This window comes from Umezawaea endophytica (assembly GCF_025061645.1).
Taxonomy (GTDB): domain Bacteria; phylum Actinomycetota; class Actinomycetes; order Mycobacteriales; family Pseudonocardiaceae; genus Umezawaea; species Umezawaea endophytica.
The window spans coordinates 1-24,839 of record NZ_JANYMP010000023.1 but is presented as its reverse complement, the minus strand read 5'-3'; the positions used below and the strand labels follow the sequence as shown (position 1 = coordinate 24,839).

The 24,839-nt window shown below is 71.5% G+C and carries 20 protein-coding genes and 1 pseudogene; 12 read left to right on the top strand and 9 right to left on the bottom strand.

Annotation, left to right across the window (positions count from 1 at the left end; genetic code table 11):
* Nucleotides 1–105 precede the first annotated feature (105 nt).
* From NZH93_RS35855 to NZH93_RS35835, 5 genes are all read right to left on the bottom strand, one after another.
* Nucleotides 106–1,473: a serine/threonine-protein kinase gene (locus NZH93_RS35855; protein WP_259627738.1), complete on the bottom strand. Its 1,368-nt coding sequence runs from the start codon at nucleotides 1,471–1,473 to the stop codon at nucleotides 106–108.
* A 292-nt stretch (nucleotides 1,474–1,765) separates the two neighbouring features.
* Nucleotides 1,766–2,632 carry a hypothetical protein gene (locus NZH93_RS35850; protein ID WP_259627737.1) on the bottom strand — a complete coding sequence of 289 codons (867 nt, stop codon included), beginning with the start codon at nucleotides 2,630–2,632 and terminating at the stop codon, nucleotides 1,766–1,768.
* Between the two features lie 160 nt (nucleotides 2,633–2,792).
* Nucleotides 2,793–3,620 (bottom strand): hypothetical protein, encoded by an 828-nt coding sequence (locus NZH93_RS35845; protein ID WP_259627736.1) that lies wholly within the window; start codon nucleotides 3,618–3,620, stop codon nucleotides 2,793–2,795.
* A gap of 172 nt (nucleotides 3,621–3,792) precedes the next feature.
* A complete protein-coding gene (locus NZH93_RS35840) occupies nucleotides 3,793–4,740 on the bottom strand; it encodes a hypothetical protein (protein WP_259627735.1) in 948 nt (315 codons plus the stop codon).
* Between the two features lie 180 nt (nucleotides 4,741–4,920).
* Nucleotides 4,921–5,241, bottom strand: coding sequence for a hypothetical protein (locus tag NZH93_RS35835; RefSeq protein WP_259627734.1), 321 nt, complete (start codon nucleotides 5,239–5,241; stop codon nucleotides 4,921–4,923).
* A 62-nt stretch (nucleotides 5,242–5,303) separates the two neighbouring features.
* Here NZH93_RS35835 and NZH93_RS35830 point away from each other — a divergent pair, with 62 nt between their 5' ends.
* Nucleotides 5,304–6,404: an arginase family protein gene (locus tag NZH93_RS35830; protein ID WP_259627733.1), complete on the top strand. Its 1,101-nt coding sequence runs from the start codon at nucleotides 5,304–5,306 to the stop codon at nucleotides 6,402–6,404.
* 75 nt (nucleotides 6,405–6,479) lie between these two features.
* Here NZH93_RS35830 and NZH93_RS35825 read toward each other — a convergent pair.
* Nucleotides 6,480–6,767, bottom strand: a pseudogene (locus NZH93_RS35825) (chorismate mutase); the annotation flags it as partial.
* A gap of 340 nt (nucleotides 6,768–7,107) precedes the next feature.
* On the opposite strand from NZH93_RS35825, the gene pcrA reads away from it, so the two are divergent.
* Together pcrA and NZH93_RS35815 are read left to right on the top strand one after the other, a co-directional pair.
* Nucleotides 7,108–9,483, top strand: coding sequence for a DNA helicase PcrA (pcrA, locus tag NZH93_RS35820; RefSeq protein ID WP_259627732.1), 2,376 nt, complete (start codon nucleotides 7,108–7,110; stop codon nucleotides 9,481–9,483).
* A 659-nt stretch (nucleotides 9,484–10,142) separates the two neighbouring features.
* Complete coding sequence (locus tag NZH93_RS35815; protein WP_259627731.1) at nucleotides 10,143–10,400, top strand: hypothetical protein; 258 nt, start codon at nucleotides 10,143–10,145, stop codon at nucleotides 10,398–10,400.
* A 40-nt stretch (nucleotides 10,401–10,440) separates the two neighbouring features.
* Here the strand turns inward: NZH93_RS35815 and NZH93_RS35810 are convergent, their stop codons facing one another.
* Nucleotides 10,441–11,037, bottom strand: coding sequence for a M23 family metallopeptidase (locus tag NZH93_RS35810; protein ID WP_308214282.1), 597 nt, complete (start codon nucleotides 11,035–11,037; stop codon nucleotides 10,441–10,443).
* Between the two features lie 388 nt (nucleotides 11,038–11,425).
* Complete coding sequence (locus tag NZH93_RS35805; RefSeq protein WP_259627730.1) at nucleotides 11,426–12,406, bottom strand: esterase/lipase family protein; 981 nt, start codon at nucleotides 12,404–12,406, stop codon at nucleotides 11,426–11,428.
* A 420-nt stretch (nucleotides 12,407–12,826) separates the two neighbouring features.
* Between NZH93_RS35805 and NZH93_RS35800 the strand changes: the two genes are divergently transcribed.
* The 8 genes from NZH93_RS35800 (at nucleotide 12,827) to purH (ending at nucleotide 22,254) form a co-directional block, all read left to right on the top strand.
* Nucleotides 12,827–14,494 carry a hypothetical protein gene (locus NZH93_RS35800; RefSeq protein ID WP_259627729.1) on the top strand — a complete coding sequence of 556 codons (1,668 nt, stop codon included), beginning with the start codon at nucleotides 12,827–12,829 and terminating at the stop codon, nucleotides 14,492–14,494.
* 58 nt (nucleotides 14,495–14,552) lie between these two features.
* The gene (icmB, locus tag NZH93_RS35795; protein ID WP_259627728.1) at nucleotides 14,553–14,954 is read left to right on the top strand and encodes a coenzyme B12-dependent isobutyryl CoA mutase small subunit; all 402 of its coding nucleotides are present in this window, start codon (nucleotides 14,553–14,555) and stop codon (nucleotides 14,952–14,954) included.
* A gap of 302 nt (nucleotides 14,955–15,256) precedes the next feature.
* A complete protein-coding gene (gene sucC / locus NZH93_RS35790) occupies nucleotides 15,257–16,426 on the top strand; it encodes an ADP-forming succinate--CoA ligase subunit beta (RefSeq protein WP_259627727.1) in 1,170 nt (389 codons plus the stop codon).
* A 3-nt stretch (nucleotides 16,427–16,429) separates the two neighbouring features.
* Entirely contained in the window at nucleotides 16,430–17,320 is an 891-nt protein-coding gene (sucD, locus tag NZH93_RS35785) for a succinate--CoA ligase subunit alpha (RefSeq protein ID WP_259627726.1), read from the top strand.
* Between the two features lie 280 nt (nucleotides 17,321–17,600).
* Complete coding sequence (locus NZH93_RS35780) at nucleotides 17,601–18,296, top strand: DUF5336 domain-containing protein (protein WP_259627725.1); 696 nt, start codon at nucleotides 17,601–17,603, stop codon at nucleotides 18,294–18,296.
* A gap of 115 nt (nucleotides 18,297–18,411) precedes the next feature.
* Nucleotides 18,412–19,947 carry a cell division protein PerM gene (locus NZH93_RS35775; protein ID WP_259627724.1) on the top strand — a complete coding sequence of 512 codons (1,536 nt, stop codon included), beginning with the start codon at nucleotides 18,412–18,414 and terminating at the stop codon, nucleotides 19,945–19,947.
* Between the two features lie 124 nt (nucleotides 19,948–20,071).
* On the top strand, nucleotides 20,072–20,674 hold the full coding sequence (purN, locus tag NZH93_RS35770) for a phosphoribosylglycinamide formyltransferase (protein WP_259627723.1): 603 nt from the start codon (nucleotides 20,072–20,074) through the stop codon (nucleotides 20,672–20,674).
* Entirely contained in the window at nucleotides 20,671–22,254 is a 1,584-nt protein-coding gene (gene purH, locus NZH93_RS35765; protein WP_259627722.1) for a bifunctional phosphoribosylaminoimidazolecarboxamide formyltransferase/IMP cyclohydrolase, read from the top strand. The genes purN and purH overlap by 4 nt, the downstream gene beginning before the upstream one ends.
* A gap of 44 nt (nucleotides 22,255–22,298) precedes the next feature.
* On the opposite strand, the gene NZH93_RS35760 is transcribed toward purH, so the two are convergent.
* Complete coding sequence (locus NZH93_RS35760) at nucleotides 22,299–23,957, bottom strand: S8 family peptidase (protein WP_259627721.1); 1,659 nt, start codon at nucleotides 23,955–23,957, stop codon at nucleotides 22,299–22,301.
* Between the two features lie 267 nt (nucleotides 23,958–24,224).
* Between NZH93_RS35760 and imuA' the strand changes: the two genes are divergently transcribed.
* Nucleotides 24,225–24,839 (top strand): DnaE2-dependent mutagenesis accessory factor ImuA' (imuA', locus tag NZH93_RS35755; RefSeq protein WP_505011383.1); only part of this gene is annotated, 615 nt, incomplete at its 3' end.

Below are 24,839 nucleotides of genomic sequence, written 5' to 3'. Positions count from 1 at the left end.
CGGGTTACCGCCACTAGGGCACAAACGTAGCGACACGGGGTTGGGTTCGATTTAACCCGTCCGTGTGTGGGTCCACCTTACGAGCTACGACAACCGGCTACGCACTCACACGGTGGGTTCGGCGCTTGAACTCGGCACCGAGGGCTTCGTGGTCGTGGTGGTCGTTGTGGTGGTCGTGGTGGTCGTGGTGGTGGTCGGAGGGGGCTTCGTGGTGGTGGTCGTGGTCGTCGTTGTGGTCGTCGTCTCTTCCGTCGTTTCTTCCGTCGTCTCCTGGGTCGTAACCACTGGGGGCTTCGACGACGTGGTCGTCGGGACGACCTGTGAGGACGAGCTGGGCAGAGGAACGAGTGGCGTCTTCTCGTCCTTCTTGTTGAACACGCCGAGCACGATCATCAGACCACCGATCAGCAGCAGCCCGACCAGCACGGCCGCCGCGATGGCGAGGGGCTTGTTGCCCCCGCTCGGCGGCGGCGAGACCGGGCGGGACGGGCCCACGGTGCGCGGGTGCGCGTTCTGCCCGGTGCGGTACCCGGTGCCCGCGCCACCAGCCGACACCACGCGGGTGCGGTTGGGGTCGAGCACGGCGGTGGGACCGGCGACCGGCAGCACGCCGGGGGTGCTGGCGGCCCGCAGGCCGGTCAGGCTGGGGTTGCGACCGGCGGCCACGGCCGCCAGCAGGTCGCGGGCCTGCCCCATCGTCGGCCGGTCCGCCGGGTCGACGTTGAGCAGCCGCAGCAGCACGTCGGTGAGCGGGCCGTCCTGCGACGGCGGGTTGATCCGCCCCGCGGCGACCGCGTGCAGCACGCCGAGGGTGTTCTCGCTGAGTCCGAACGGGGGTTCGCCCTCGGCCGCCGCGTACAGCGTCGAGCCGAGCGAGAACACGTCCGACGCGGGCGTCGGGTCCGAGCCCCTGGCGATCTCCGGCGCCAGGTACGCCGGGGTGCCCGCGATCAGGCCGGTCTTGGTGACCGTGATGTCGTCGGTGGCGCGCGAGATGCCGAAGTCGGTGATCTTGACCAGGCCGCTGTCCGCGATCAGCACGTTGCCGGGCTTCACGTCGCGGTGGACGATGCCCGCCGCGTGGGCCGCGGCGAGCGCTGAGGCGGCCTGTGCGCCGATCCGGGCGACCTGGAGGGGGTCGAGGGCGCCGTACTCGGAAAGCGTGTCCGCGAGGCTGTAGGACGGCAGGTACTCCATGACGAGGCACGGCGCGCCGTTCTCCTCGACCACGTCGTAGACCGCGATGGCGTTCTGGTGGTGGAGCTTCGCCGCGATGCGGCCCTCGCGCATGGCGCGCTGGATCGCCTCGTCGTGCTCGCGCGTGTCCATGCCCGCCTGCAACAGCAGTTGCTTGACCGCGACGATCCGGCCGAGCCGCTCGTCCTGCGCTCGCCAGACGATGCCCATGGCGCCGCTGCCGATGCGGTCGAGGAACCGGTAGCGGTCGGCGATCAGTTGACCCTCGCCGCTCACCTGGCCACCTCGCGCGGGTGCTGCGGGACCGCGGCAGGTGCAGCAGGTCTCACGCTGGGGCTCCTCGTCATGCGCTCCGGTTGGCGGATAAGGGTAGGGCACCGCTCATCGCCGTGTCGGGCTGTCGTTGCCCGCAGAGCCTACCCCGGCCGTGACGGCGGCTTTCGGACCGTTGTGCAGGTCACGCGCCGTCGAGCACGGATCGCGAAGGGATACCCGATCCCGGTCCGCGCCGTCACCGGTTCACGCGAAAAGTCTTCCGAATTGGGCTGAACGGTCTAGCCGCGAGCCGCTAGGCCTCCGCGAAGAAGTCGAACCCGCCCAGCTTGACGCCGAGGTCGAGCCCGAGGCCGGTGCCGAGGTCGATGCCGGTGGACGGCGCCTCGGAGGACGGCGGGGTGCTCGACGAGGGCGGCGTGGTCGAGCCGGAGGCGGGCGGCGTCGAGGTCGAGGGCGACGTGCTGGTGCTCGGCGGCGGCGTCGTCGTGCTCGGCGCCGTGGTGGTGCCCTTGTCCGTGGTCGGCTGCTGCGTCGTCGACTCGGTCGTGGTGGTCGTCGTCTGCGTGCCGGGGGTCTGCGCCGCGGGAGCCTGCTGCTGGGTCTGGTTCTGGGCCGTGCGCTGCTGCGTCTGCTGCTGCGTGGCCTGCTGCTCCTGCGTCTGCTGCTGGGTGGTGCTGGTGTCCGTCGTGGACGGGCTGGTCGTGCCGGGGAGGGCGAGAGCGCCGATGCCGCCGGTGTTGTTCGAGTTGCGGGCCGCGGGACGGTCGTCGAAGCGCACGTCCGCGAGGGGGCGCTCGTCGGGGGAGCCGAGCCACGACGAGACGCCGAAGGCGACGGTGCCCGCGAGGACGACGCCGCCGCTGGCGATGGCGACGAGCTTGCTGATCTTCAGGCCGCCGCGTTCCTCGTCGGCGGGGCGGCCTTCGCGGCGCAGCAGCTCGGCGACGTGCAGCTCGCGGCCGGAGAGCGACTGGCGGGAGATCTGCGCGGTGGCGAGCGCGGCAGGAGGGGTGACCGGCTTGAAGCGGACGGTGTCCTCTTCGACCTCGCGGTAGACCGGGATCTCCTGTGTCTCGGCTTCACGCCGGGCGAGGAGCTCCGCTACCGAGAGCTGAGCGGTCGATCCATCTCGCCGACGACGTTTGTCCTCGTTCGACACCGCGTGTCACACCTTCCCGGCAACTGCACTGCGTTCACTGACCGGGAACATGGATACCGAATCGTGACCCCGCTTGTAACCCCTTTGGGGGATTTTCTCGGGTTAAACCTTATTTAAGGAAACTCTGAGTGAGCTTTTAGGGGGTGTCCACTACTCAAAGTCATCTTAGCTGTGCTGAGAGGAGCTCGGTGGCGATGATCTTCGGCGTGGACGTGTCGGCGAACCAGAACCGCTGGAGCACCCTCAGCCACCGCCCGTCGAGCTCCTGCATCGACACCTCGGCCAGCACGCTGCCCTCCGGCTGGAGCGTCGTGCTCTCGACCGTGATGGCCCTGATCGTGCTCCACGACCGGATGAAGTCGAGCGTGTTGCCACCGACGAGGTCGGCGGTCAGCAGCCGCGACGCCTCGGCCGGGTTCGCGGGCAGCAGGTCGTAGAACCCGCGGACGACGTCGATCTTGGGCTGCGAGGTGGAGGGCACCGTCGGCGGCGCCGCGGTCGTGGCGGGCGGCGTGCCGGGATCGCGCTTCGGGTCGGCGGCGAGCGGCGCGTTCGGCACCGGGACGGCCGACGGCGAGGTGCCGGGGGAGCCGGTCGCGGCCGCTCCGGGGACCGGCGCCGGGTCGTTGCCGAGCCGGGCGCTGAGCAGGTCGGGGCGGAGGGCGGTCGAGCCGCTCAGCTCGATGGGGGCCGCCACGGGCTGCTCCTCGGGCCCCTGCGGCCGCTTGCCCGCCAGGATCGACGCCGCCGCGACGGACGCGAACAGCACGAGCGCGCCGGTCATCAGCCCGGCGGCCTTGGCCGCCCGGTTCGGTCTGCGCCGGTGCGGCGACTCCTCCAGACCAAGCACGTCCACGACCAGGACGTCGGTCTCGGCCTCTTCCCGCGAAGGGATGCGGACCGGGCTCGGCTGCTTCCTGATCAGCTCTGCCACGGTGATCGATCCGACGCGGTTGTGCCGTCTGCCGGTCGTCGTAGGGCGCTGCACTGGCGGCTCCTCCGTACCTTCGTGGTCGCCAGAACTCGTACCGTGATTGACCTGCTCAAAGCCAGTTCGACTCGCGCATTCACCTTTTCGTGGCGTTCAGCGGTCGAACCGGGTCACTCGGATGGAGTAGTGGTTACCGCTTGGCGTCGGGCTGTGCGTTCGCTAATGACCGCTAGCCGATTGCTGCCAGCCGTTCGGCGTTGATCAACGGGTTGCCACTCAAGGTGAAGGTCAACTCGCGCTGCTCGGTGCTGGCCGTGCCGTCCTTCCTGGTGATCTGGAGCGTGCTGATGGTGATCCCCTTGCTCGGGTCCACGCTGATCTCCTTGACCTCGATCAGCGACACGTCGGCGAACCGCTGCTCCAGCAGCGCCTCGGTGTCCGACCGGAACGCCTCGGTCGTCAGCGCCATGGCCGTCTCGGTGTTGGCCGCCAGCTCCTCGTAGAACTTCTCCGTCCGGCCGGCTATCGCCGTCGAGTCGACCAGCGGCTGCTCCTGGCTCGGCACCGTCGTCACGGTCGGCGACGTGGTGCTCGGCGCGCCGGGGGACGTCGCGGTCGTCGGACCCGCGCCGCCGGACGTGCTGCCCGACGAGCTGGCGCTGCTGCTCGGCGCGGCACCGCTCGACGGCGCCGCCGCCGTCGTGGACGCCCTTCCGGGGGCCTGGGGCCTCGTGTCCGGGGCCGGGGAGCCCGCGGAGGGCGTGGACGTGCGGGTGCCGAAGTCGGTCACGATGGGCACGGCGGCGGGGTACTCCGGCATCCCGATCCGCTCGACCGGGCCGCTGCTGCCGACCAGCTTCGCCGCGGCGATGGCCAGCCCGACGAGGACGCACCCCGACGACGCGACCGCGAACCAGGCCGCGCGCTTCCACGTGCGGGGCGGTGTGACGGACGCCGGGACGAGGCCGATGTTGAACTTCCGCAGCCCGCTGCCGTCCGAGTCGACCAGCGGGTCGGGGACGGGCCTGCCGCCGCGCTGCGCGGGCACCTGGCCGGGGCCGGCGCTCGGCCGGGTGTGCGCGGTCGGCCGCGGCTCGCACTCGGGGTGCGGCCACCCCGCCACCCGCTCGTGCAGCCGGTGCTTGCCGCTGTCCGCTGATCCCGCCCAGTCGACCATGCTGTCCAGACCCCTCCCGCCCTAGCGCTGTGCGGGGGGACGGGGGCGAACGAGGTGCCCGTGAACACCCACACCTACCTGAGGGTAGGTGCAGGTCCGGGCCGTAGCTCTCCGGGTCCACCTTGTGACGCGGGGTGACACCCGTAAGTGTGAACTTGCTGGACTTGGCGGCTGTTTAGGTCATCCGCCGCTGTTCAGGCGCTTGCGGCTGCTCTGGAGCGCGCTCGTCGCGGCCAGGCCGCCGCCGCCCGCGATCAGCGCGCCGATGATGTCCGAGCCGGTCCCGTCGCCCGTGGTGATCAGCAGGCCGATCAGCGCGACCACGGTCGTGACGCCCGCGATGGTGTACCGGCTGCGGACGTACTGCGCGATCGGGGCGCCCGAGGCCGCCTTGTTCTTGGCCGCCGATCCGAGCATGGCGAGGTAGCCGTCGTGGGCCAGGGCGGCCAGCACCCCGACGATGGCGATGATGCCTGCGATGAGGCCGATGACTGTTCCCATGCGTCCAGTGTGCCTGGACATAACCGCTGGACCATCGGTGATCCCCCTGATATCCCCAGCGGGTGGAGATCTTCTGGCACGACGCCTGCCTGGAGCACGACGCGGGCGAAGGCCTGTGGGAGCTGCCGGGCGACCGGGCCTGGCTCGACGTCGCCGAGCCGCACCCCGAGAACGCCGCCCGCCTGCGCACCTTCCGCCACGCGCTGCGCCACGGCCCGGTCGCTGAGCACCTCACGTGGCGCACCGGCCGGTTCGCCACCGACGAGGAGCTCGAACGCGTCCACACCCCCGCGTACCTCGCTTCGCTCCGCGAGGCCTGCGCGGGCCCCGACAGGGTCGCCCTGGAGGTCAACACCGTGGTCGGCCCCGGATCGTGGGACGCGGCCCGAGCCGCGGCGGGCACCGCCCTGGCCGCGCTGGAGTCCGTCCGCGGGGGCACCCCGATCGCCTACGCGCTGGTCAGGCCCCCCGGTCACCACGCCCAGCCGACCATGGCCGACGGTTACTGCCTGGTCAACAACGCCGCACTGGTGGCGGAGACGGCCCGCCGCGCGGGCCTGAGGGTCGCCGTCCTCGACTGGGACGTCCACCACGGCAACGGCACCCAGGAGGTCTTCCTGTCCGAGCCCGACGTCCTGGCGGTGTCCCTGCACATGCGCCACGGCGCGTGGGGCACCAACCACCCGCAGACCGGTGCCCCCGACGAGACCGGCGTCGACGGCCGCAACATCAACGTCGAGCTGTCCCTCGGGGCTGGCGACCAGGCCTACCTGCGCGCACTGGACGAGATCGCCCTCCCGGCGCTCCAGGAGTTCGCCCCGGACCTGGTCGTGTGTGCCTCGGGGTTCGACGGCAGCGCCTTCGACCCCAACGGGCGGCACAACCTCACCGCCGACGGCTACCGGCGGATCGGTGGGCGCGTGGCCGACCTCGGCCTCCCGCTGGTGCTCACCCAGGAGGGCGGCTACCTGCGCGGGTACAGCGCCCTCTGCCTGCACGCCCTCGTGGAGGGCCTGCTCCGCCTCCCGGAACCGCTGCTCGACGACCCGCTGGCCTACGTGCCGGACGACGCGCAGTGCACGGACGCCGACCTCGACAAGGCCCGCGCTCCCCACGCGCGGTACTGGAAGGTGTTCGGCGGAGGTCTCGCGGACCCCTCCTGACCGGTGCTCCCGGCGGGGCCGCGGCCGTGCGGGGCTCGAACGACCCCGCAGGCCCGACCCGCCCCGGCGCGGTCCTCAGCGCCCCATCGCCCCGCGGCCCAGCCTGAGCAGGATCATCGCGAGGTCCTTGCCGTCCGGACCCAGTTCCCTGTAGCGGTTCAGCACGTCGATCTCGCGGTTGTGCACGATGCGCGTCCCGCCCGCCGCCATCCGCGCCGCGCCGATGGTCCTGGAGACCTCGGCGCGCCTCTTCACCAGCCGCAGCAGCTCCTGGTCCAGGAAGTCGATCTCCTGGCGCAACTCGTCGATGTCCGGTGCCGCCTCGGGAGCGGCGGCCGCGGGGGTTTCGGTGGTGCTCATGGTGTGACCTCTCGACTCTGCTTGAGTCCCGGACCCCCGAAGCGACGAAAGCCCCGGATGTCCGAGGACTCCGGGGCTTCAGTGGTTGTTCGCGCGCTAGGCGACCACGGGAGCCGGAGTCCGGATCCCGTAGAAAAACTCGAAGTGAGTCGCACGCACACCCACATAGTGCCACAGCGCCCGCTCGCGGTGCGACCACGTCCCAACGCGTGGGCGGTCCCGCCACACCAGCGCGCGGTGATCGTCTTCCGGACCGTTTCCGCTGTGAGCAACCGGTTCCGCCCACCGCGTTGCCCGGTGAGCGGAACCGACCGCCGCACGGGGCGGGTAACGTGGCCACACGATGAGCGCCTTGTTCGACTTGCCCGCGAGTCCCCCGTCCCCCCGGCCGTCCAGGTTGCTCGACGACCTGAACCCCGCCCAGCGGCGGGCGGTGGAGCACACCGGCTCGCCCTTGTTGGTCGTGGCGGGAGCGGGCTCCGGTAAAACGCGGGTCCTCGCCCGCCGCATCGCCTACCTGCTCGCCGAACGCCGGGTGCACCCCGGCGAGATCATGGCGATCACCTTCACCAACAAGGCCGCGGCCGAGATGAAGGAGCGCGTGGCCGACCTCGTCGGTCCCCGCGCGCGGTCGATGTGGGTGTCGACGTTCCACTCGATGTGCGTGCGGGTGCTGCGCCGCGAAGCCAAGACGCTCGGCATGTCGTCCAACTTCTCGATCTACGACTCGGACGACTCGCGCAGGCTGATCACGTTGGTGGCCAGGGATCTCGACCTCGACCCGAAGCGCTACCCCGCGCGGACGCTCGCGATCCACATCTCCAACCTGAAGAACGAACTGGTCGACGCGGAGACCGCGGCCGCGCAGGCGGCGAACGACCTGGAGCGCCGGGTCGCCGAGGTCTACACGTCGTACCAGCGGCGCCTCGGCGAGTCGAACTCGATGGACTTCGACGACCTGATCATGCGCACGGTCGAGCTGCTGCAGAACTTCCCGGCCGTCGCGGAGCACTACCGCAGGCGCTTCCGGCACGTCCTCGTCGACGAGTACCAGGACACGAACCACGCGCAGTACACGCTGGTGCGCGAGTTCGTCGGCACCGGCGCGGACGACGTCCCGCCCGGCGAGCTGTGCGTCGTGGGCGACGCGGACCAGTCGATCTACGCCTTCCGCGGCGCGACGATCCGCAACATCGTGGAGTTCGAGCGCGACTACCCGCAGGCGACGACCATCCTGCTGGAGCAGAACTACCGGTCCACGCAGAACATCCTGACGGCCGCGAACGCCGTCATCTCCCGCAACCCGGACCGCCGCGACAAGCGCCTGTGGAGCGATCTCGGCGAGGGCGAGAAGATCGTCGGCTACGTCGCCGACAACGAGCACGACGAAGCGGCGTTCGTCGCGGGCGAGATCGACAAGCTGGTCGACGGCGGCGACGCCACGAACGGCGAGATCGCCGTCTTCTACCGCACCAACAACCAGTCGCGCGTGTTCGAGGAGATCTTCATCCGCCTCGGCCTGCCGTACCGGGTCGTCGGCGGCGTCCGCTTCTACGAGCGCCGCGAGGTCCGCGACGCGCTCGCGTACCTGCGCGCGCTGGCGAACCCGGACGACACGGTTTCCATGCGCCGCATCATGAACGTCCCCAAGCGCGGCATCGGCGACCGCGCCGAGGTGTGCGTCTCGAACCACGCCGAGAAGTACCGGATGAGCTTCCACGCGGCGCTGCGCGACGCCGTGGCGGGCAAGGTCGCGTTCCTCAACCCGCGGTCGCAGCGGTCCATCGGCGGGTTCATCGACCTGATGGACGAGCTGGGCAAGCTGGTGGAGCGCGGCGACGACGTCGCGGACATCCTCGAAGCGGTGCTGGAGAAGACGGCCTACCGCGCGGAACTCGAGGCGAGCGAGGACCCGCAGGACCACACCCGCGTGGAGAACCTCAACGAGCTGGTCACCGTCGCCCGCGAGTTCGGCGACCTGACCGCGTCGGCGCCGGTCTCCTCGGACGCCGAGGCCATCGAGGTCGTCGACATCCCCGCGGAGGACGAGGGCCTGCCGACCGAGAGCTCGCTGGCCGCGTTCCTGGAACGCGTTTCCCTGGTGGCGGACGCGGATTCCATCCCGGACGCGGACTCCGACGGCATGGTCACCCTGATGACCCTCCACACCGCGAAGGGCCTGGAGTACCCGGTCGTCTTCAGCACCGGGTGGGAGGACGGCATCTTCCCGCACATGCGGGCGCTGGGTGACCCGCAGGAACTCGCGGAGGAACGCCGCCTCGCCTACGTCGGCATCACCCGCGCCCAGCAGCGCCTCTACCTCTCCCGCGCACTGGTCCGCTCGGCGTGGGGCCAGCCGAGCGCCAACCCGGCGTCCCGCTTCCTCGACGAGATCCCCGCGGACCTGATGGACTGGCGCCGGGTCGAACCGGAGCGCTCCAGCCCGGCCGCGGCCACCACTTGGCGCAGGGGTGGCGGCGACTCCGCCCAGGCGGGCCTGGCGGCCAGGGGCATGCGCACCTCGCAGTTCAAGGGCTGGAACGAGGCCCCCGCGATCACCCTGGACGTCGGCGACCGCGTCACCCACGACAAGTACGGCCTCGGCCGCGTCATCGCCGTGGACGGCTCCGGCCCCCGCGCGACGGCCACCATCGACTTCGGCGGCGCGGGCACGGTCCGCCTCATGCTCATCGGCGGAGTCCCCATCACCAAGCTCTGACAGCACGAACCACCCACGCCGAACGCCGCCGCCCACCAGGGCAGGCGGCGTTCGGCGTTGTGGCACAACGAACCGACGACCAGCCGCCACGAGGCAGGAGAAGGCCGTCCACGCCGTCGGGGGCACCCGCCGTCCATCCAGGACTCCCCAGCCGCTCCACAGCGCCCTGAGGCCACCACGCGGCGGTGCGGTGGCACGCGCCCGCTCGACCCGATTCATCGGTGCGTCGGGAAGCCCTCACGACCATTGGGCCCTCTATTTCCGGCGCTCGCCAGTTCCATTTATCTGCCCGCCGCCCTCCGCGCCCGCCCCCATTCCAAATGCCGTGAAAAAACTCCTCAACCCGTGTGCAACCTCCCCAACCGCCACGCGTCTTAGTGGTTGTCGGAAGCGGTCTGGACCCCCATTTCGGGGTGGGGGACCAGGGGGAACCCGCGACCGGCGGAGGGGATCAGAGCACTCCGCTCGGGGGCGGCGTGCTCGTCGCAAGGGGGAGAGGTACAACCGGGGGACCGGCCGGGTCGCGTCAGCGACCCGGCCTTTTCCGCAGGTCGAAGCCCATCCGACCAAAAATTGTCGGTGCTGCCTGCTTACCTGGCCCCTACGCGATCACGAGCCGCACGGGCTCGGAAGTGGGGGTGCTCGGTGTGGACGAGGTCTTGGCTCGGTTGCTTCACGAGCGTGTGGTCGGTTATCTCGACGCCGTTGACCGCCTGGCGGCGCTGGAGGAGTCGCGGACTACCGCCTTCGAGGCCCGCAGGCTGGCCGCCGCCTGGCGGGCCCTCCTCGCGCTGCACGACCTCACCAACGGCTGCAAGGCGTGCGCCAGGGGCCGTCGCCTGTGTTCGGTCTGGCGGGTGGCGTGCGGCTACTTCGTGCACCGGCTCCCGTGGGAGCGCCGCCGGTTCCGCGCCTGATCAAGCTCCGCCGCGCGTGGCGCACGGCGGAGCGGGCCCGCTAGAGGGTGACGCCGCGCTCGTTCAGCCAGGGCAGCGGGTTGATCTTCATGCCACCCGCGTTCCACACCTCGAAGTGGAGGTGGGGGCCGGTGGAGAAGCCGCGGTTGCCGACCTCGGCGATCTGCTCGCCCGCGCGGACCTTCTGGCCCTTCTGCACCGAGAAGCTGTTCATGTGGCCGTACACCGTGACGGTGCCGTCGGAGTGCTCGATCCGGACCCAGAGGCCAAATCCGCTTGCCGGACCGGCCTCGATCACGACACCATCGGCGACGGAGTAGATCGGGTCGCCGATCGGGCCCGCGATGTCGATGCCGTAGTGCATCTCGCCCCACCGGCCGCCGTAGCCGGAGGTGAAGATGCCGGGTGCGGGGCGGACGACCTTGGGTCGCTTGGCCTCGATCTCGTCGGCTTCGCGCTTCTCCGTGATCCGCTGGCTCTTGGCGAGCTTGCTGGCCTCGGCGGATGGGTCGACGAGCTTCGCGACGGGCAGCACCTGCGGGGCGGCGGCGGGGGCTGTGCCACCGACGCCGAACGCGGCCGCGCCGTCACTGGCGCTGGCCAGCGGCGTCACCTCGTCGGAGGAACTCGCGCCCACAGCTTGCAGTGTCTGACCCGCGCCAGCCGCGGCGAAAGCACCGACGGCGACAGCGGCGACGACGATCCGCCCGCGAAGGGCGGAGGGTGGCGGCGGCAGGCGGTGAGTGCTCACCACTCGGGTCGAGGCACGGGAAACAGCCTCGTCGAGCACATCGGTACCTGCTTGGCCGCCGGAGGAGCGGTGTTGAGACAAAGCCGGGCCTTCCGTGTTCCGGGGAGTCCAGTCGGACCCGGGCGGGGGATCCCGGAGAGCCGGTCGGGGGTTCCGACTCTGTGTCCTTGCATGTGACCAGACCGTGACAACGGACCGGGGGAACATAACGGGACGGGCGTCCCGTCGGCAATCCCCGCTGTCGATGTCTACCGAATAGCGGTTCGCGTGAAGGCTAGGAGCATGAGTCGTGACGCTCCGTCATGCCCGCGTCGGCAAACCCGGCGCGTCCAGGCGTGATGCGTCGAGGAGGGCTGTCATCCGATCGAGTGATTGCCGTGACAACCGTGTGCAGAGTGCGTGGGTCAACAGGGAGTGACAGGTGACCTGAATCACGTATCTGGTGCTCCTCGACGAGCAACCCCGGGTGGGTGATCCGGGCATTTCGCTGGGGCAGGATCACCTGGTCCATCTCGCTCCACACGACCACGAACCGGGTGCGGCAGGTCTTGCCCTGCTCGGCCAGCTCGGTCAGCAGGTCCGACCCCGGCCGCAGTTGCCGGGTGAGAGGGGTGGGCAGGAGGTAGGCGGCCAGCGTGCCGCCGTGGGGCGTGCCCAACGTGACCAGCGTGCGCACCCGCGCGTCCCCGTGCAGCCGCTGCACGTAGTACCGCGCGATCAGTCCGCCGAGCGAGTGCCCGACGACGTGCACCTGGTCGGACCCGGTCTGCTCGCAGATCCGCTCGATGTGAGCGCCCAGCAGCGCGGCGGACCGGCGGACGTCGCCGGTCAACGCCGTCAGCACGCTGTAGTTCACCGCGTGCACGACCCCGAAGCCGCGCCTCCGCAGAGCCCCCGACAGCACTGCGAAGGCGGACCTGTTGTCCCCGATACCGTGGACCAGCACGATGGGGGTGCCCGCCGCGTCCATGGCCGAAACCACCAAGCCGCGCTGCCGGGGCGGCAGGAGATCGGTCCGGTAGTGCCGCAGGTGCCCCTCGGGCCGGAACTGCTGCGCGACGGCTCCCCACGGGTAGAGCACCGCGTGCGCCGCCAACCAGGCGGTTTCCACCGCGACACCGCGCAGACCGCCGACGGTGGCGACGGCCTTCAGCGCGCTGACGGTCTGCTCGGACACCTCTCGAACCGCGTGCGCCCCGGAATCGGCGCGGCGCAACAGCTCATCCGTCAGCCGCCGCAGCCCGAGATTCCCCATAAGGGTGAAGGTAGGTCATCCCCCTGACGGAGAACGAGCGCCCACTTCGGTCATTCCAAGGTCGAGCGGACACGAAAACCGGCAACGCGGGAGCCGGGACGTCCACGAAGAAGCCCCGTCACGCGATCAGCACCGTCACGAATGCGCGTACTCGTCCGAACGGCCCACCGCGCCGCCCGGTTCGCCACGACAACCGGAACGAGAATCACGAACGAGTCCAGCTCGCCCACCAAATCCATTCCGAAAGCCGACCCGCCGTATCTCCGGGACGACTACGGCACGCCGTCCCAACCAGCCCGCGCCTGACCCGCGACATTCCCCTCGGCCGTTCTTCCCGCCTTTCCTCCATTCAGCCCAGCCGCCCTCCGCGCACCGCACGTGCCCGCACGCCCGTTCCCCGGACTTGCTAGCGTCGAGCCGATGACCCGAACCACCCGTGACACCGTCGTGGCCGGCGCTGATCCGGCGTTCCCGGCCTCCGTCCGGCTCCGAGTGGCCTTCGGGCTGGCCGTCGCGGGGGCGCTCCTCTCGGCCGCCGCCCCCCTCGCGGGCGTGGTTGGCGAGGACATCGCGCCCGCGTACACCGCGTGGCCGCTCCTCCTTCTCCTGGCGCTCCTCCCGGTGGCACTGGCGGCGACGTTCCTGCGCGCTCACCCGACCGTGGCGGCGGGGGTACTGGCCGTCACGGCGTTCTTCGCCCCCGGCCGCCTGCTCGTCGACCTCCAGATCACCGTCGACACCACGTACACCACCCGCCCGGAGCTGTTCCGCCCCACGAGCCTCACGCCGCTGACCCCCGGCACCGGCCTCTGGCTGCTGGTGGCGGGCCACCTGCTGGTCCTGGCGGCGGGCATCGCGGCGGCGACCACCCCGTCGGACGACGGCGAGGCCGACCAGGCGAGCACCCGCAGGTTCCTCGGCCTGGTGGTCACGGCGGGAGCGCTGGCCGCGGTCGGCCTGTTCATGGCCCCGATCACCTCCACGGACCCGCTGGTCCCCACCGGCGGGCCGTTCGACGCGCCCGCGCTGGCCATGGTCGGCGGTCTCCTCCTGGCCGCCGCGGCGCCCGCGGCGGGCGTGCTCGCCGCCAGCAACCCCGACCCGGAGAACCGCCGCGGCGGGCTACTGGCGGTCGCGGCGGCTCTCGCGGCTCTGGCCCTGCCCCCGCTGGTCGCGGGTCTGGTGGCGGAGGACCTGGGCGTTTCCGTCGGCTCGGTGCTCGTGCTGCTGGCCGCGGTGGCCCACGCCGTCCTGGCAGGCGTTCTCGGCCGGAGCCAGGCCCCCACCGAGCAGAAGGCCGTGGAACTCCCCGGCCTGCGCCGCCTGCACCTCATCGCGGGCGTCCTGGGCCTCCTGGCCGCCGCGGCGGCGCTGGGCGGCGCGCTCAGCCCCCAGCTCGAAGTCCCGGACGGCCTGCCGCTCCCGGTCGGCTACGCCGAACGCCTCCTCTGGCCCGCGCTGGTCGCCGTGGCGGTCCTCTCCGCCGCCGTGGTCGCGGGCCGGGCCCGTCCCGCGTTCACCGTCGCGCTGGCCGCGCTCCCGCTGGCCGCGGGCAGCGCGCTGGACTCCGTCTTCGCCGCCACCCAGATCGGGTCGGTCAAACCCGGCAACGGCATCTGGTTCACCGTCCTGGCCGTCGTCCTGGCCGTCGCCGCCGCGATCACCGCGGCGCTGGCGGGCGCACTCGAACGGGAGGAGGCGGAGCCGCACAAGGCGCAGACGCCGCTGCCCACGGTCGCGGTCACCCTGATCGGCGGCCTGCTGGCGCTCGGCGCGTTCGCCCTCCCGGTCCTGACCGGCCCGGACTTCCACCCGGTCGGCCTGCTGGACTTCCGCGTCGGCTCGTGGGGCCTGCTGGCCGGGCTGCTGGCCGTCGTGGCCGCCGCCGGGCTCGCGCTGGTGTCACGCTCGTCCCACGCGGCGGCGCTGCTGCTCGGCGCCGCGCTGGTGACGGCCGTGCGGGCGCTGGAGTACCCGCTCACGTCGGCGCGCGTCGAGGACGCGGCACCGGGCCCCGGACTGTGGCTCGCGGTCGCCTCCGTGGTGGCGCTGCTCGCGGGCGCGGCCCTGTCGGCTTCCCGCCGCTGAACCGCCGGCCTACTCTGCGGACGCGGGCGATCCCCGCGACGACGAACGGGAGACAGCCATGAGTGGTCGGATCCGCGTGGTGGTGGCCAAACCAGGACTGGACGGCCACGACCGCGGTGCCAAGGTCGTGGCGCGCGCGCTGCGCGACGCGGGCATGGAGGTCGTCTACACCGGACTCCACCAAACACCCGAACAGGTGGTGGAGACCGCTCTCCAGGAGGACGCCGACGCCGTCGGCCTGTCCGTGCTCTCCGGGGCGCACATGACCCTGTTCGCGCGGGTCATCGAGCTGCTCAAGGAGAAGGGCGCCGAGGACGTGGTCGTCTTCGGCGGCGGGATCGTCCCGGAGGAGGACCTGCCGGTGCTCACCGAGATGGGTGTCGCCAAGATCTTCACCCCCGGCGCGACGACGACGGAGATCGTCGACTGGGTCCGCGAGCACGTCTCGCAGCCCGTCTGAGCGGGCCCGGCGGTCCTGCCGGACGTGGCCGCGCAGGCGTGGTGACGACGTTGTCGTGATCGACCTCACCGCCGTTATGACGGACCTCACCGGGTACGGCGTGCGGACGGTCCACGCAGGTCGATAATCTCTTGCGCAGCCGCGTCCAGCCGGTCCTCATCACTGCTCAGCCGGCGTTCCAGGTGGTACCTGGTGCGTGTGAGCGCCTGAAGACCGTGCCCTGGGTTCCACCTGGAGCGCCGGACCTTTGAGGACCACCCCCCAGGACGCGGTGTCCGACACCGACGTCGCAGGAGACCCGAGTGGACCTGTACGAGTACCAGGCGAAGGATCTCTTCGCCGCCCACAACGTTCCGGTACTTCCGGGCGATGTGGCCAGCACCCCGGCCGAGGCCAAGGCGCTCGCCGAGCAGTACGGCACCACCGTGGTCGTGAAGGCCCAGGTCAAGACGGGCGGCCGCGGCAAGGCCGGTGGCGTCAAGCTCGCCGAGACCCCGGACGAGGCGGAGGCGAAGGCCGAGGCCATCCTCGGTCTGGACATCAAGGGGCACATCGTCCACCGCGTGCTGGTGACGACCGCGTCCGACATCGCGGAGGAGTACTACTTCTCCTTCCTGCTCGACCGCTCCAACCGCACCTTCCTGGCCATGGCGTCGGTCGAGGGCGGCATGGAGATCGAAGAGGTCGCGGCCACCAACCCCGACGCGCTGGCCAAGATCGCCATCGACGCCATCAAGGGCGTCGACCTGGCGAAGGCCCAGGAGATCGTCGCGGCCGCGAAGTTCCCGGCCGAGGTCGCCGACCAGGTCGCCGACGTCATCGTGAAGCTCTGGGAGACGTTCGTCTCCGAGGACGCCACGCTGGTCGAGGTCAACCCGCTCGTGCGCGACCCCGAGGGCAAGATCGTCGCCCTCGACGGCAAGGTCACGATCGACGAGAACGCCGCGTTCCGGCACCCGGAGCACGCCGCGCTGGTCGACGAGAAGACCGAGGACCCGCTCGAGGCGAAGGCCAAGGCCAAGGGCCTCAACTACGTGAAGCTCGACGGCCAGGTCGGCATCATCGGCAACGGCGCCGGTCTCGTGATGTCCACGCTCGACGTCGTCGCGTACGCCGGTGAGAAGCACAAGGGCGTCAAGCCCGCGAACTTCCTCGACATCGGCGGCGGCGCGTCCGCCGAGGTGATGTCGAACGGCCTGGACATCATCCTGAACGACCCGGACGTGCGCAGCGTCTTCGTGAACGTGTTCGGCGGCATCACCGCCTGCGACGCGGTCGCGAACGGCATCGTGCAGGCGCTGGAGATCATCGGCGACGCGGCGACCAAGCCGCTCGTCGTCCGCCTCGACGGCAACAACGTGGAGGAAGGCCGTCGGATCCTCGCCGACGCCAACCACCCGTTGGTCACCGTCGTCGACACCATGGACAACGCGGCCGACAAGGCCGCCGAGCTCGCAGCAGCGGGGGTCTGACCGATGGCCATCTTCATCAACCAGGACAGCAAGGTCATCGTCCAGGGCATGACCGGTGCCGAGGGCACGAAGCACACCAAGCGGATGCTCGCGTCCGGCACGAACATCGTCGGCGGCGTGAACCCCCGCAAGGCGGGCGAGAAGGTCGACTTCGACGGCAACGTGCTCCCGGTCTTCGCGACCGTGGCCGAGGCCATCGAGGCGACCGGCGCGAACGTCACGGTGATCTTCGTCCCGCCGAAGTTCGCCAAGGACGCCGTCATCGAGGCGATCGACTCGGGCATCGGCCTCGCCGTCGTGATCACCGAGGGCATCCCGGTGCACGACACCGCGAAGTTCTGGGCGCACGCCGTCGCGACCGGCAACAAGACCCGCATCATCGGCCCGAACTGCCCCGGCCTCATCAGCCCCGGCCTGTCGAACGCGGGCATCATCCCCGCGAACATCAGCGGCGCGGGCAAGGTCGGCCTGGTGTCGAAGTCCGGCACCCTGACCTACCAGATGATGTACGAGCTGCGCGACTTCGGCTTCTCCACCGCCATCGGCATCGGCGGCGACCCGATCATCGGCACCACGCACATCGACGCGCTGGAGGCCTTCGAGGCCGACCCGGAGACCGTCGCCATCGTCATGATCGGCGAGATCGGCGGCGACGCCGAGGAGCGCGCGGCGGCCTTCATCAAGGACAACGTCACCAAGCCGGTCGTCGGCTACGTGGCGGGCTTCACCGCCCCCGAGGGCAAGACGATGGGCCACGCGGGCGCCATCGTCTCGGGCTCGGCGGGCACCGCGCAGGCGAAGAAGGAGGCCCTCGAGGCCGCGGGCGTCAAGGTCGGCAAGACGCCGTCCGAGACCGCCGCCCTGATGCGGGAGATCATGCAGTCCATCGGCTGATAGAGCCGCTGCGCTGACGCGAGGGCCGGGCCCCGGTACGGGGGTCCGGCCCTTCCGCGTCCACGAATCCCCACCTCGCCTGTGGACGGGGTGACGGCCTGTGGACAACTTCCCCGAGCCTTGCCTCAATCGGGCGTACAGACCCCTGGTCCGCCACGGTCCGTGATCTACTGGCACCCTCAAGTGGCGGAACCAATCCGATCCGGTCATCGTCTGACTACTCGGATCGGCTAGCGTTTTGCTGCCGCTCGTCGTCCCTCGCTGGAGGAGGAACCTCACCATGTCCGTCCCGTACGGCGCCCCTCAGCAACAGCCGGGGGCACCCGGCCCGGCGCAGCCGGCGATGGGCCTGAACCTGGGCTTCGTCCTCCCGCTGGCCGCGGCCGGTCTCGGGTTGATCGCGTTCCTGCTCGCCTTCGCCGACGACGTCCCGCTGTTGAGCGCGGTCGAGTACATGTACGCGGTCGGCGTGCTCGCGGGCCTGTCGGTGCTGCCGAAGGCCCCTCGGCTGCTGTACGCGGCCGCGCCGCTCTCGATCGTGTCCACGCTGGCCATCCTCCAGGGGATGATCAAGAGCAGCGCGGACATCCAGGGCATGCAGATCGTGCTGTTCATCGTGTCGCTGCTCCAGACCGCCGCGGTCGTGGGCGGCATCCTGGTGGAGGCGGGCATCCTCAAGTTCGAGCCCAAGCCCGCGAACCCGTTCGCCCAGCAGCCGCAGCCCGGTACCTGGAACCCGCAGACCGGCGGCTTCCCGCCCCAGCAGCAGCCGCAGGCCCAGCAGCAGTACGGCCAGCAGCCCCAGCAGCAGCAGCCCCCGACCGGCGGTTTCGGCGCGCCGGTCCAGCCGCAGCAGCCCGGTGCGCAGGCCCCCGGCCCGACGTCGTACCTCTCGCAGCCCGGCCAGTTCGGCCAGCAGCAGAACCCCGGCACGCCGCCCGGCGGCTTCGGCGGTCCGCCGCAGCAGCAGGGCTGAGCCGACAGCTCAGAACGGAGGGGTGGTGCCGGGATCATCCGGGGCCACCCCTCCGGCACGTCCGGCGTGCCTCACCCGGTTGGCCGAGCGCGACTGACAGAGTGGAGCGGTGCCGGTGCTGCAACCCTCCACGCACGGCGGAACCGACGTGCGCCCACCCGAGTTCTCCCGTCCGGAACGCGTCCGGGTCCTGGTGATGACCGCGGCGGGGTCCGTCGTGATCGGCTACGCCGCCGTCGCCGCCCTGCTCGCCCTGATCGCCGCGACGGCCACGAACGCCGCGTTCTCCACGACCGGTGTGCTCACGGCCGCCGCTCCCGGCTGGCTGGTCGCGCACCACGTGCCGCTGCGCTTCGAGGGCTCCGCCCAACTGGGTGTGCTGCCGCTGCTGCCGACCGCCCTGCTGATGCTGCTGGCGGGCCGGGCCGCCGCGGGGGCCGCCGACCGGCTCGGGCTGTACGAACCGCTCCAGGCCCGCGGTGTGGTGTTCTGCATCGCCGGGGCGCACGCCATCACCGGCGGCACGATCGCGCTGCTGATGGGGGACGGGCCGGTGCGGGCGACGCCCGCGGTGGCGTTCTTCGGCTGCGCCGCGGTGTCCGGTGTCGCCGCGACGATCGGCGTCGCCCAGCGCTGCGGGCTGGTCGAGGTGCTGATCGACCGCATCGACCCGGTCGCGCGCCGCGGGATGCGGGCGGGGCTGCTGGCGCTGTTCGTGCTCGGCGGACTGGGGTCGCTGCTGGTGGCGCTCGGTCTGGCGTTCTCCTGGACCACCACGAGCGGCCTGTTCGCGGGCGCGGACTCCACGTTCGGCGTCGGACTCGGGCTGTTCCTGCTGTGCCTCGGCTACCTGCCGAACGCGGTGGTCGCCGCGCTGTCGTACGTGGTCGGCGCGGGCTTCTCGATCGGCCCGGTCTCGATGACGCCGACGCGCTTCGTCGGCGGCGACGTGCCCGCGGTGCCGCTGCTGGCCGCGCTGCCCGAGGCGCGACTGGGCTTCCTGTCCGGCCTGCTCCTGCTGCCGCTGGTCCTCGGCGGCGTGGTGGGCTGGTACTGCCGCAAGATCTCCGACCGGCCGTCGACCCGCCTGCGCGCGGTCCTCGTCGCGGGCGTGACGGTCGCGGTGGTCTCGCTCGTGCTCGCCGCGACCGCGGGCGGCAACCTCGGTGACGGCCCCTTCAACCCGGTGACGGTGCCCGCGGGCCTGCTCTCGGTGCTCGTGCTGGGCTGGATCGTGGTGCCGGGGTCGTTCGTCGCCTGGTTCGCCGGCCCGCGGCCGAAGCGCGCGCCCGCCGCGGAGGCCCCGGCGGTCGAGCAGATCCCGGACGAGGACGAGGCCGTCGCGGAGGACGCCGAAGAGGGCGAGGACTACGACGAGTACGAGGACTACGAGGACGCCGACGAGGAACTCGCCCTCGAGGACGAACTGGCGGAGGAGTTCGAGGAGTCCGAGGACGACTACGACGAACTCCTCGACGAGACCGACGAGGCGGCCGAGGACGAGCTGGACGAGGACTTCGACGACGACCCGGAGGACGCCGTCGACGAGACCCCCGCCGACGTCGAGGAGACCGGCGAACCGGACGTCGAGCCCGACGACGACCCGGACGACGGGTCCCCGGAACCGGACCTGACCGGCAAGGCCCGTTAGGCAACGCCTACGCTAGGTGCTGAGCTGCGGCGATGGTCTGAGTCCTCGCCCGGCTGACGTTCCCGCACCGGCCCGCCAGGAGACCACGCTGAACGCCGTTGAACCCAGCACCCTCAGGCTGCCCGTGCCCGCGAGGGTGGTCGTGCTCGTCTCGGGCTCCGGCACCCTCCTCCAGGCACTGCTGGACGCCGCGGAGGAACCCGGCTACCCCGTCGAGGTGGTCGCGGGCGCCGCCCGCGACGGCATCGAGGGCTTGGCCCGTGCCGAACGCGCGGGCGTGCCCGCGTTCTCGGTGAAGCTGCGCGACCACGCCGACCGCGCCGCGTGGGACGTGGCGCTGACCAAGGCGGTCGCCGAGCACGAACCGGACCTGGTGGTCTCCGCCGGGTTCATGAAGATCATCGGTGACGGCTTCCTGGCCCGCTTCGGCGGCCGGATGCTGAACACGCACCCCGCACTGCTCCCCGCCTTCCCCGGCGCGCACCCCGTGCGCGACGCGGTGGACTACGGCGTCCACGTCACCGGCGCGACCGTGCACCTGGTCGACGCGGGCGTGGACACCGGGCCGATCCTGGCCCAGGAGGCGGTGGCGGTCGAACCCGGCGACGACGCCGACAGCTTGCACGAGCGCATCAAGGTGGTGGAGCGGCGACTGCTCGTCGACGTGGTCGCCAGCCTGGCCCGCGAGGGCTGCACCGTGACCGGACGAAAGGTGAGCATTCCGTGACCACTCCTGCCGAGAGGCGACCGGTTCGCCGGGCCCTGATCGGGGTGTCCGACAAGTCGGGGCTGCTGGAACTGGCCACCGGCCTGCACGCGGCCGGAGTCGAGATCGTTTCGACCGGCGGCACCGCGAAGGCACTGGCGGACGCGGGCATCCCCGTCGTCCCGGTCGAGCAGGTGACCGGGTTCCCGGAGAGCCTGGACGGCCGCGTCAAGACGCTGCACCCCGGCGTGCACGCGGGCCTGCTCGCGGACACGCGGCGGCCCGAGCACCTGGCGCAGCTCGACGAACTGGGCATCAAGGCGTTCGACCTGCTCGTGGTGAACCTGTACCCGTTCGCGCAGACCGTCGCGTCCGGCGCGTCGGTCGACGAGTGCGTCGAGCAGATCGACATCGGCGGCCCCGCGATGGTCCGCGCGTCGGCGAAGAACCACGCCAGCGTCGCCGTCGTGGTCGACCCGAGCCGCTACGGGTGGGTGCTGGAGCAGGTCGCCGCGGGTGGTTTCACGCTCGCGGACCGGCAGTCGCTGGCGCTCGGCGCGTTCCGCCACACCGCTTCCTACGACGTCGCCGTCGCGTCCTGGCTGGGCTCCGCGCTCACCTCGGACGACGAGGGCACCGGCTTCCCCGGCTGGGTCGGCGCGACCTGGAACCGCTCGAACGTCCTGCGCTACGGCGAGAACCCGCACCAGAAGGCCGCGCTGTACACGCAGGGCGACGGCCGCACCGGGCTCGCGACCGCGCAGCAGTTGCACGGCAAGGAGATGTCGTACAACAACTACCTCGACGGTGACGCCGCCTGGCGGGCCGCGTGGGACCACGAGCTGCCGTGCGTCGCGATCATCAAGCACGCCAACCCGTGTGGCATCGCGGTGTCCACAGTGGAGGGTCCGGCCGCCATCGCCGAAGCGCACCGCAAGGCGCACGCGTGCGACCCGACCAGCGCGTTCGGCGGCATCATCGCGGCGAACCGCGAGGTCACCGTGGACATGGCCGAGCAGGTCGCGGAGATCTTCACCGAGGTCGTGATCGCCCCGTCGTACGCCGACGGCGCGGTGGACGTGCTGTCCCGCAAGAAGAACGTCCGCATCCTGGTCGCCGAGCCGCCCGTGCGGCAGGGCGTCGAGCTGCGCCCGGTGTCCGGCGGCCTGCTGTTGCAGGGCAAGGACGTCATCGACGCCGAGGGCGACGACCCCGCCAAGTGGACCCTCGCCTGCGGCACCCCGCTCTCCGAGCAGGAGCTGTCGGACCTGGCGTTCGCGTGGCGCTCCTGCCGCGCGGTCAAGTCGAACGCGATCCTGCTGGCCAAGGACGGCGCCACGGTCGGCGTCGGCATGGGCCAGGTCAACCGGGTCGACTCCGCGAAGCTCGCGGTGACCCGCGCGGGCGAGCGGGTCGAGGGCGCGATGGCCGCCTCCGACGCGTTCTTCCCGTTCCCGGACGGCCTCCAGGTCCTGCTCGACGCGGGCGTGCGCGCCGTCGTGCAGCCCGGCGGCTCCGTCCGCGACCCCGAGGTCATCGCCGCCGCCGAGGCGGCGGGCGTCACGATGTACCTGACGGGGACGCGCCACTTCGCGCACTAGCGGCGACCGGGGGCCGGTGGACGTCCACCGGCCCCCGGAACCGGTCAGCCGCCGAGGAACTCGTCGCCGCGGGTGACGGCGGCGAAGGCGTTGACGACGCCGTGGCCGTAGAACCCGTTGAAGGCCAGGTCCCCTTCGCACGTCGCGTTCCACTCGGGCGTGCGACCGGTGTGCTCGTAGGACACCGTTCTCGGTGTGGGGCACGGGATCTTGTCGGCCGTGCCCTTCAACACCCGCTCCACCACGTCCGGCGCCAGCGTGAGCGTGCCGGGGTGCGCCGGGTCCGCCTTGCCGTACTGGCTCACCACGAGCGCGGCGGTGCCGGAGACGTGGGGCGCCGCCATCGAGGTGCCGTCCAGGAAGATGTAGTACGCGCACCTGGTGCCCGCGCAGTGCTTGAGCATGTGGTTCCGCTCGCCCTCCGGCGTGATGTCGCCCGCCGCGTCGATGAAGCCCTTGGCCAGCGAGGCGCCGCGCGGGTACGCGGAGAGGACCCGGTTCTCCCTGGTCTCGTACCAGGGCGTGCCGAAGTAGTCCTTGAGGTACCCGCCCGGCGCGGACAGGTCGACCCGCTCGACCCCGTAGTCGGAGCGGTCGGACTTCGCCTGCGACGGGCCCAGCGCGGTGACGCCCAGCACGTGACCGGCCTCCGCGGGCATCTTGGAGCAGGTCGCGTTGTCCACCGGCCGCGAGTACTCCCCGCTCTCCGGGAAGTTCGGGCTGGTGGTGTCGGGCCGGGGCCTGCCGAGGTCCTCGTGGTTGTTGCCCATCGAGCTGACCAGCGTCACGCCCTTGCCGTGCGCGTAGTCCAGCGCGCGCTGGAAGGCGGCGACGATCGTGCGCTGCTCCGTCCGGAACTCCGGGCTGTCGTTGGGGTTCGCCGCGCAGTTGTACCGCCACGGGTCGACGAAGAACGACATGTTGATCACGTCGAGGCCGATGTCGGCGCCGTAGGTCAACCCGTCCACGACGGGCTGGAGGAACGCCGACCCGCTGTCCTGGGTCGCGCGGAGGTTGACGAGCGTGACGTTCGGCGCGACGCCCGCCGTGCCGAACCCGTTGGCGGCGGCCGCGATGATCCCCGCGACGTGCGTGCCGTGCCCGTCGTCGTCGGCGTCGACCGGGTCGACGCAGCTCGCGACCTCGCACGGCCCGTCCACGGCCGGGACGTCGCGGGTGAAGTTGCGGGACAGCCCGCGGTCGAGGCGCGCCGCCAGGTCCGGGTGGCTGCCGTCGATCCCGCTGTCCAGCACGCCGACGCGCACCCGCGGGTCACCGAGCTGCTTGTCCCTGGCCAGGTCCGCGCGCACCATCCGCAGCCCCCACTGCTCCTCCTCCAACGGGTCGGCCGCCTGGGCGGGCGGGTCGGCGGGCGGGTCGGCGGCCGGGCCCTGCGCGGCGGTCGGTGCCGCGGTGGTCTCCGCGACCGTGAAGTCGCGGGCCGCGCCGAACACCGCGTCCGACGCCGAGACCTGCTGGATGAACCCCGCCTTCGGGGCCATCGCGCTCATGGTCCCGACCGCGGTGTTCTCCTTGATCACGGTGCCGCCCGCCGAGCGGATCGCGGCGATGGCCGCGTCGCGGCTCGCGCCGGTCTCGACGAGCACGGTGTAGCCGCTCAACACCTCCGCTCGCGCCACCGCGACACCTGACGACAGCAGCAGCGGCGCCAACAGCACCGCCGGTATCCACCTGTTCCCCATGGTCCCCCCTCGGGTTCGATCCTTCGAGGTCGAAGACCTACCGGGATCCGGATGTTCACGGTCGGGGCCGGGTGGGTTTTCAAACAACCGCGAAGAACGGGCACGGGTTCCCGTCACCCGAATGGTCCCCCGGCATTGACACCGGGCAGGCCGAACCCGATAGGATCGACCACGTCGTTCGAACACCTGTTCGATAGACAGGCAAGCCGCCGACTTCCCACGGCGGTCCGTGTTCAGGGGTGCTCACGGACGGTGGGAGGAGGCTGGGTGTCCAGGTCGGCAACGGCGATGTCGGTCGCGCTCGGGGTAGACGCGACCGGCGGGCTGACCATTCCAGCCACCGAGATCACGGGGCGGGTCCTGCCGGTTCGCGGGGAACTCGCGGACCTGCTCCCGTGGGGCGGCTTGAGGCGCGGCAGCACGGTGTCGGTGCGCGGATCGACATCGTTGCTGCTCGCGCTGCTCTCGACGGCGACGGCCGAGGGCTGCTGGGCGGCCGTGGTCGGTTTGCCAAACCTGGGCGTGCTCGCGGCGGCGGAACTGGGGGTCGCCGTGGGCCGCCTGGCACTGGTTCCCAAGCCGGGCAGCGATCCGGCGGTGGTCGAGCGCACGGTCGCCGCCCTGCTGGACGGCATCGACCTCGTCTCGGTGGCCGTGCCCGTCGCACCGCACACCGCCCGCAGGCTCTCCGCCCGCGCCAGGCAGCGCAAAGCGGTCCTCGTCCCGTTCGGCACGTGGCCGGGGGCGGACGTGGAACTGCGCGTCGGCGAAGGCCGCTGGACCGGCCTCGGCACCGGCCACGGCGTTCTCGCGGAACGCGAGGTGACCGTCCACGCGGGCGGCAGGGGCGCCGCGTCCCGACCGGTCCGCACCGACCTCCTG

What these genes read in the sequence shown, in the direction of transcription:
- NZH93_RS35840 (WP_259627735.1), bottom strand. Translation starts at nt 4,740, where the DNA reads ATGGTCGACTGGGCGGGATCAGCGGACAGCGGCAAGCACCGGCTGCAC.
- NZH93_RS35835 (WP_259627734.1), bottom strand. Translation starts at nt 5,241, where the DNA reads ATGGGAACAGTCATCGGCCTCATCGCAGGCATCATCGCCATCGTCGGG.
- pcrA (WP_259627732.1), top strand. Translation starts at nt 7,108, where the DNA reads ATGAGCGCCTTGTTCGACTTGCCCGCGAGTCCCCCGTCCCCCCGGCCG.
- NZH93_RS35805 (WP_259627730.1), bottom strand. Translation starts at nt 12,406, where the DNA reads ATGGGGAATCTCGGGCTGCGGCGGCTGACGGATGAGCTGTTGCGCCGC.
- NZH93_RS35800 (WP_259627729.1), top strand. Translation starts at nt 12,827, where the DNA reads ATGACCCGAACCACCCGTGACACCGTCGTGGCCGGCGCTGATCCGGCG.
- icmB (WP_259627728.1), top strand. Translation starts at nt 14,553, where the DNA reads ATGAGTGGTCGGATCCGCGTGGTGGTGGCCAAACCAGGACTGGACGGC.
- sucD (WP_259627726.1), top strand. Translation starts at nt 16,430, where the DNA reads ATGGCCATCTTCATCAACCAGGACAGCAAGGTCATCGTCCAGGGCATG.
- NZH93_RS35780 (WP_259627725.1), top strand. Translation starts at nt 17,601, where the DNA reads ATGTCCGTCCCGTACGGCGCCCCTCAGCAACAGCCGGGGGCACCCGGC.
- NZH93_RS35760 (WP_259627721.1), bottom strand. Translation starts at nt 23,957, where the DNA reads ATGGGGAACAGGTGGATACCGGCGGTGCTGTTGGCGCCGCTGCTGCTG.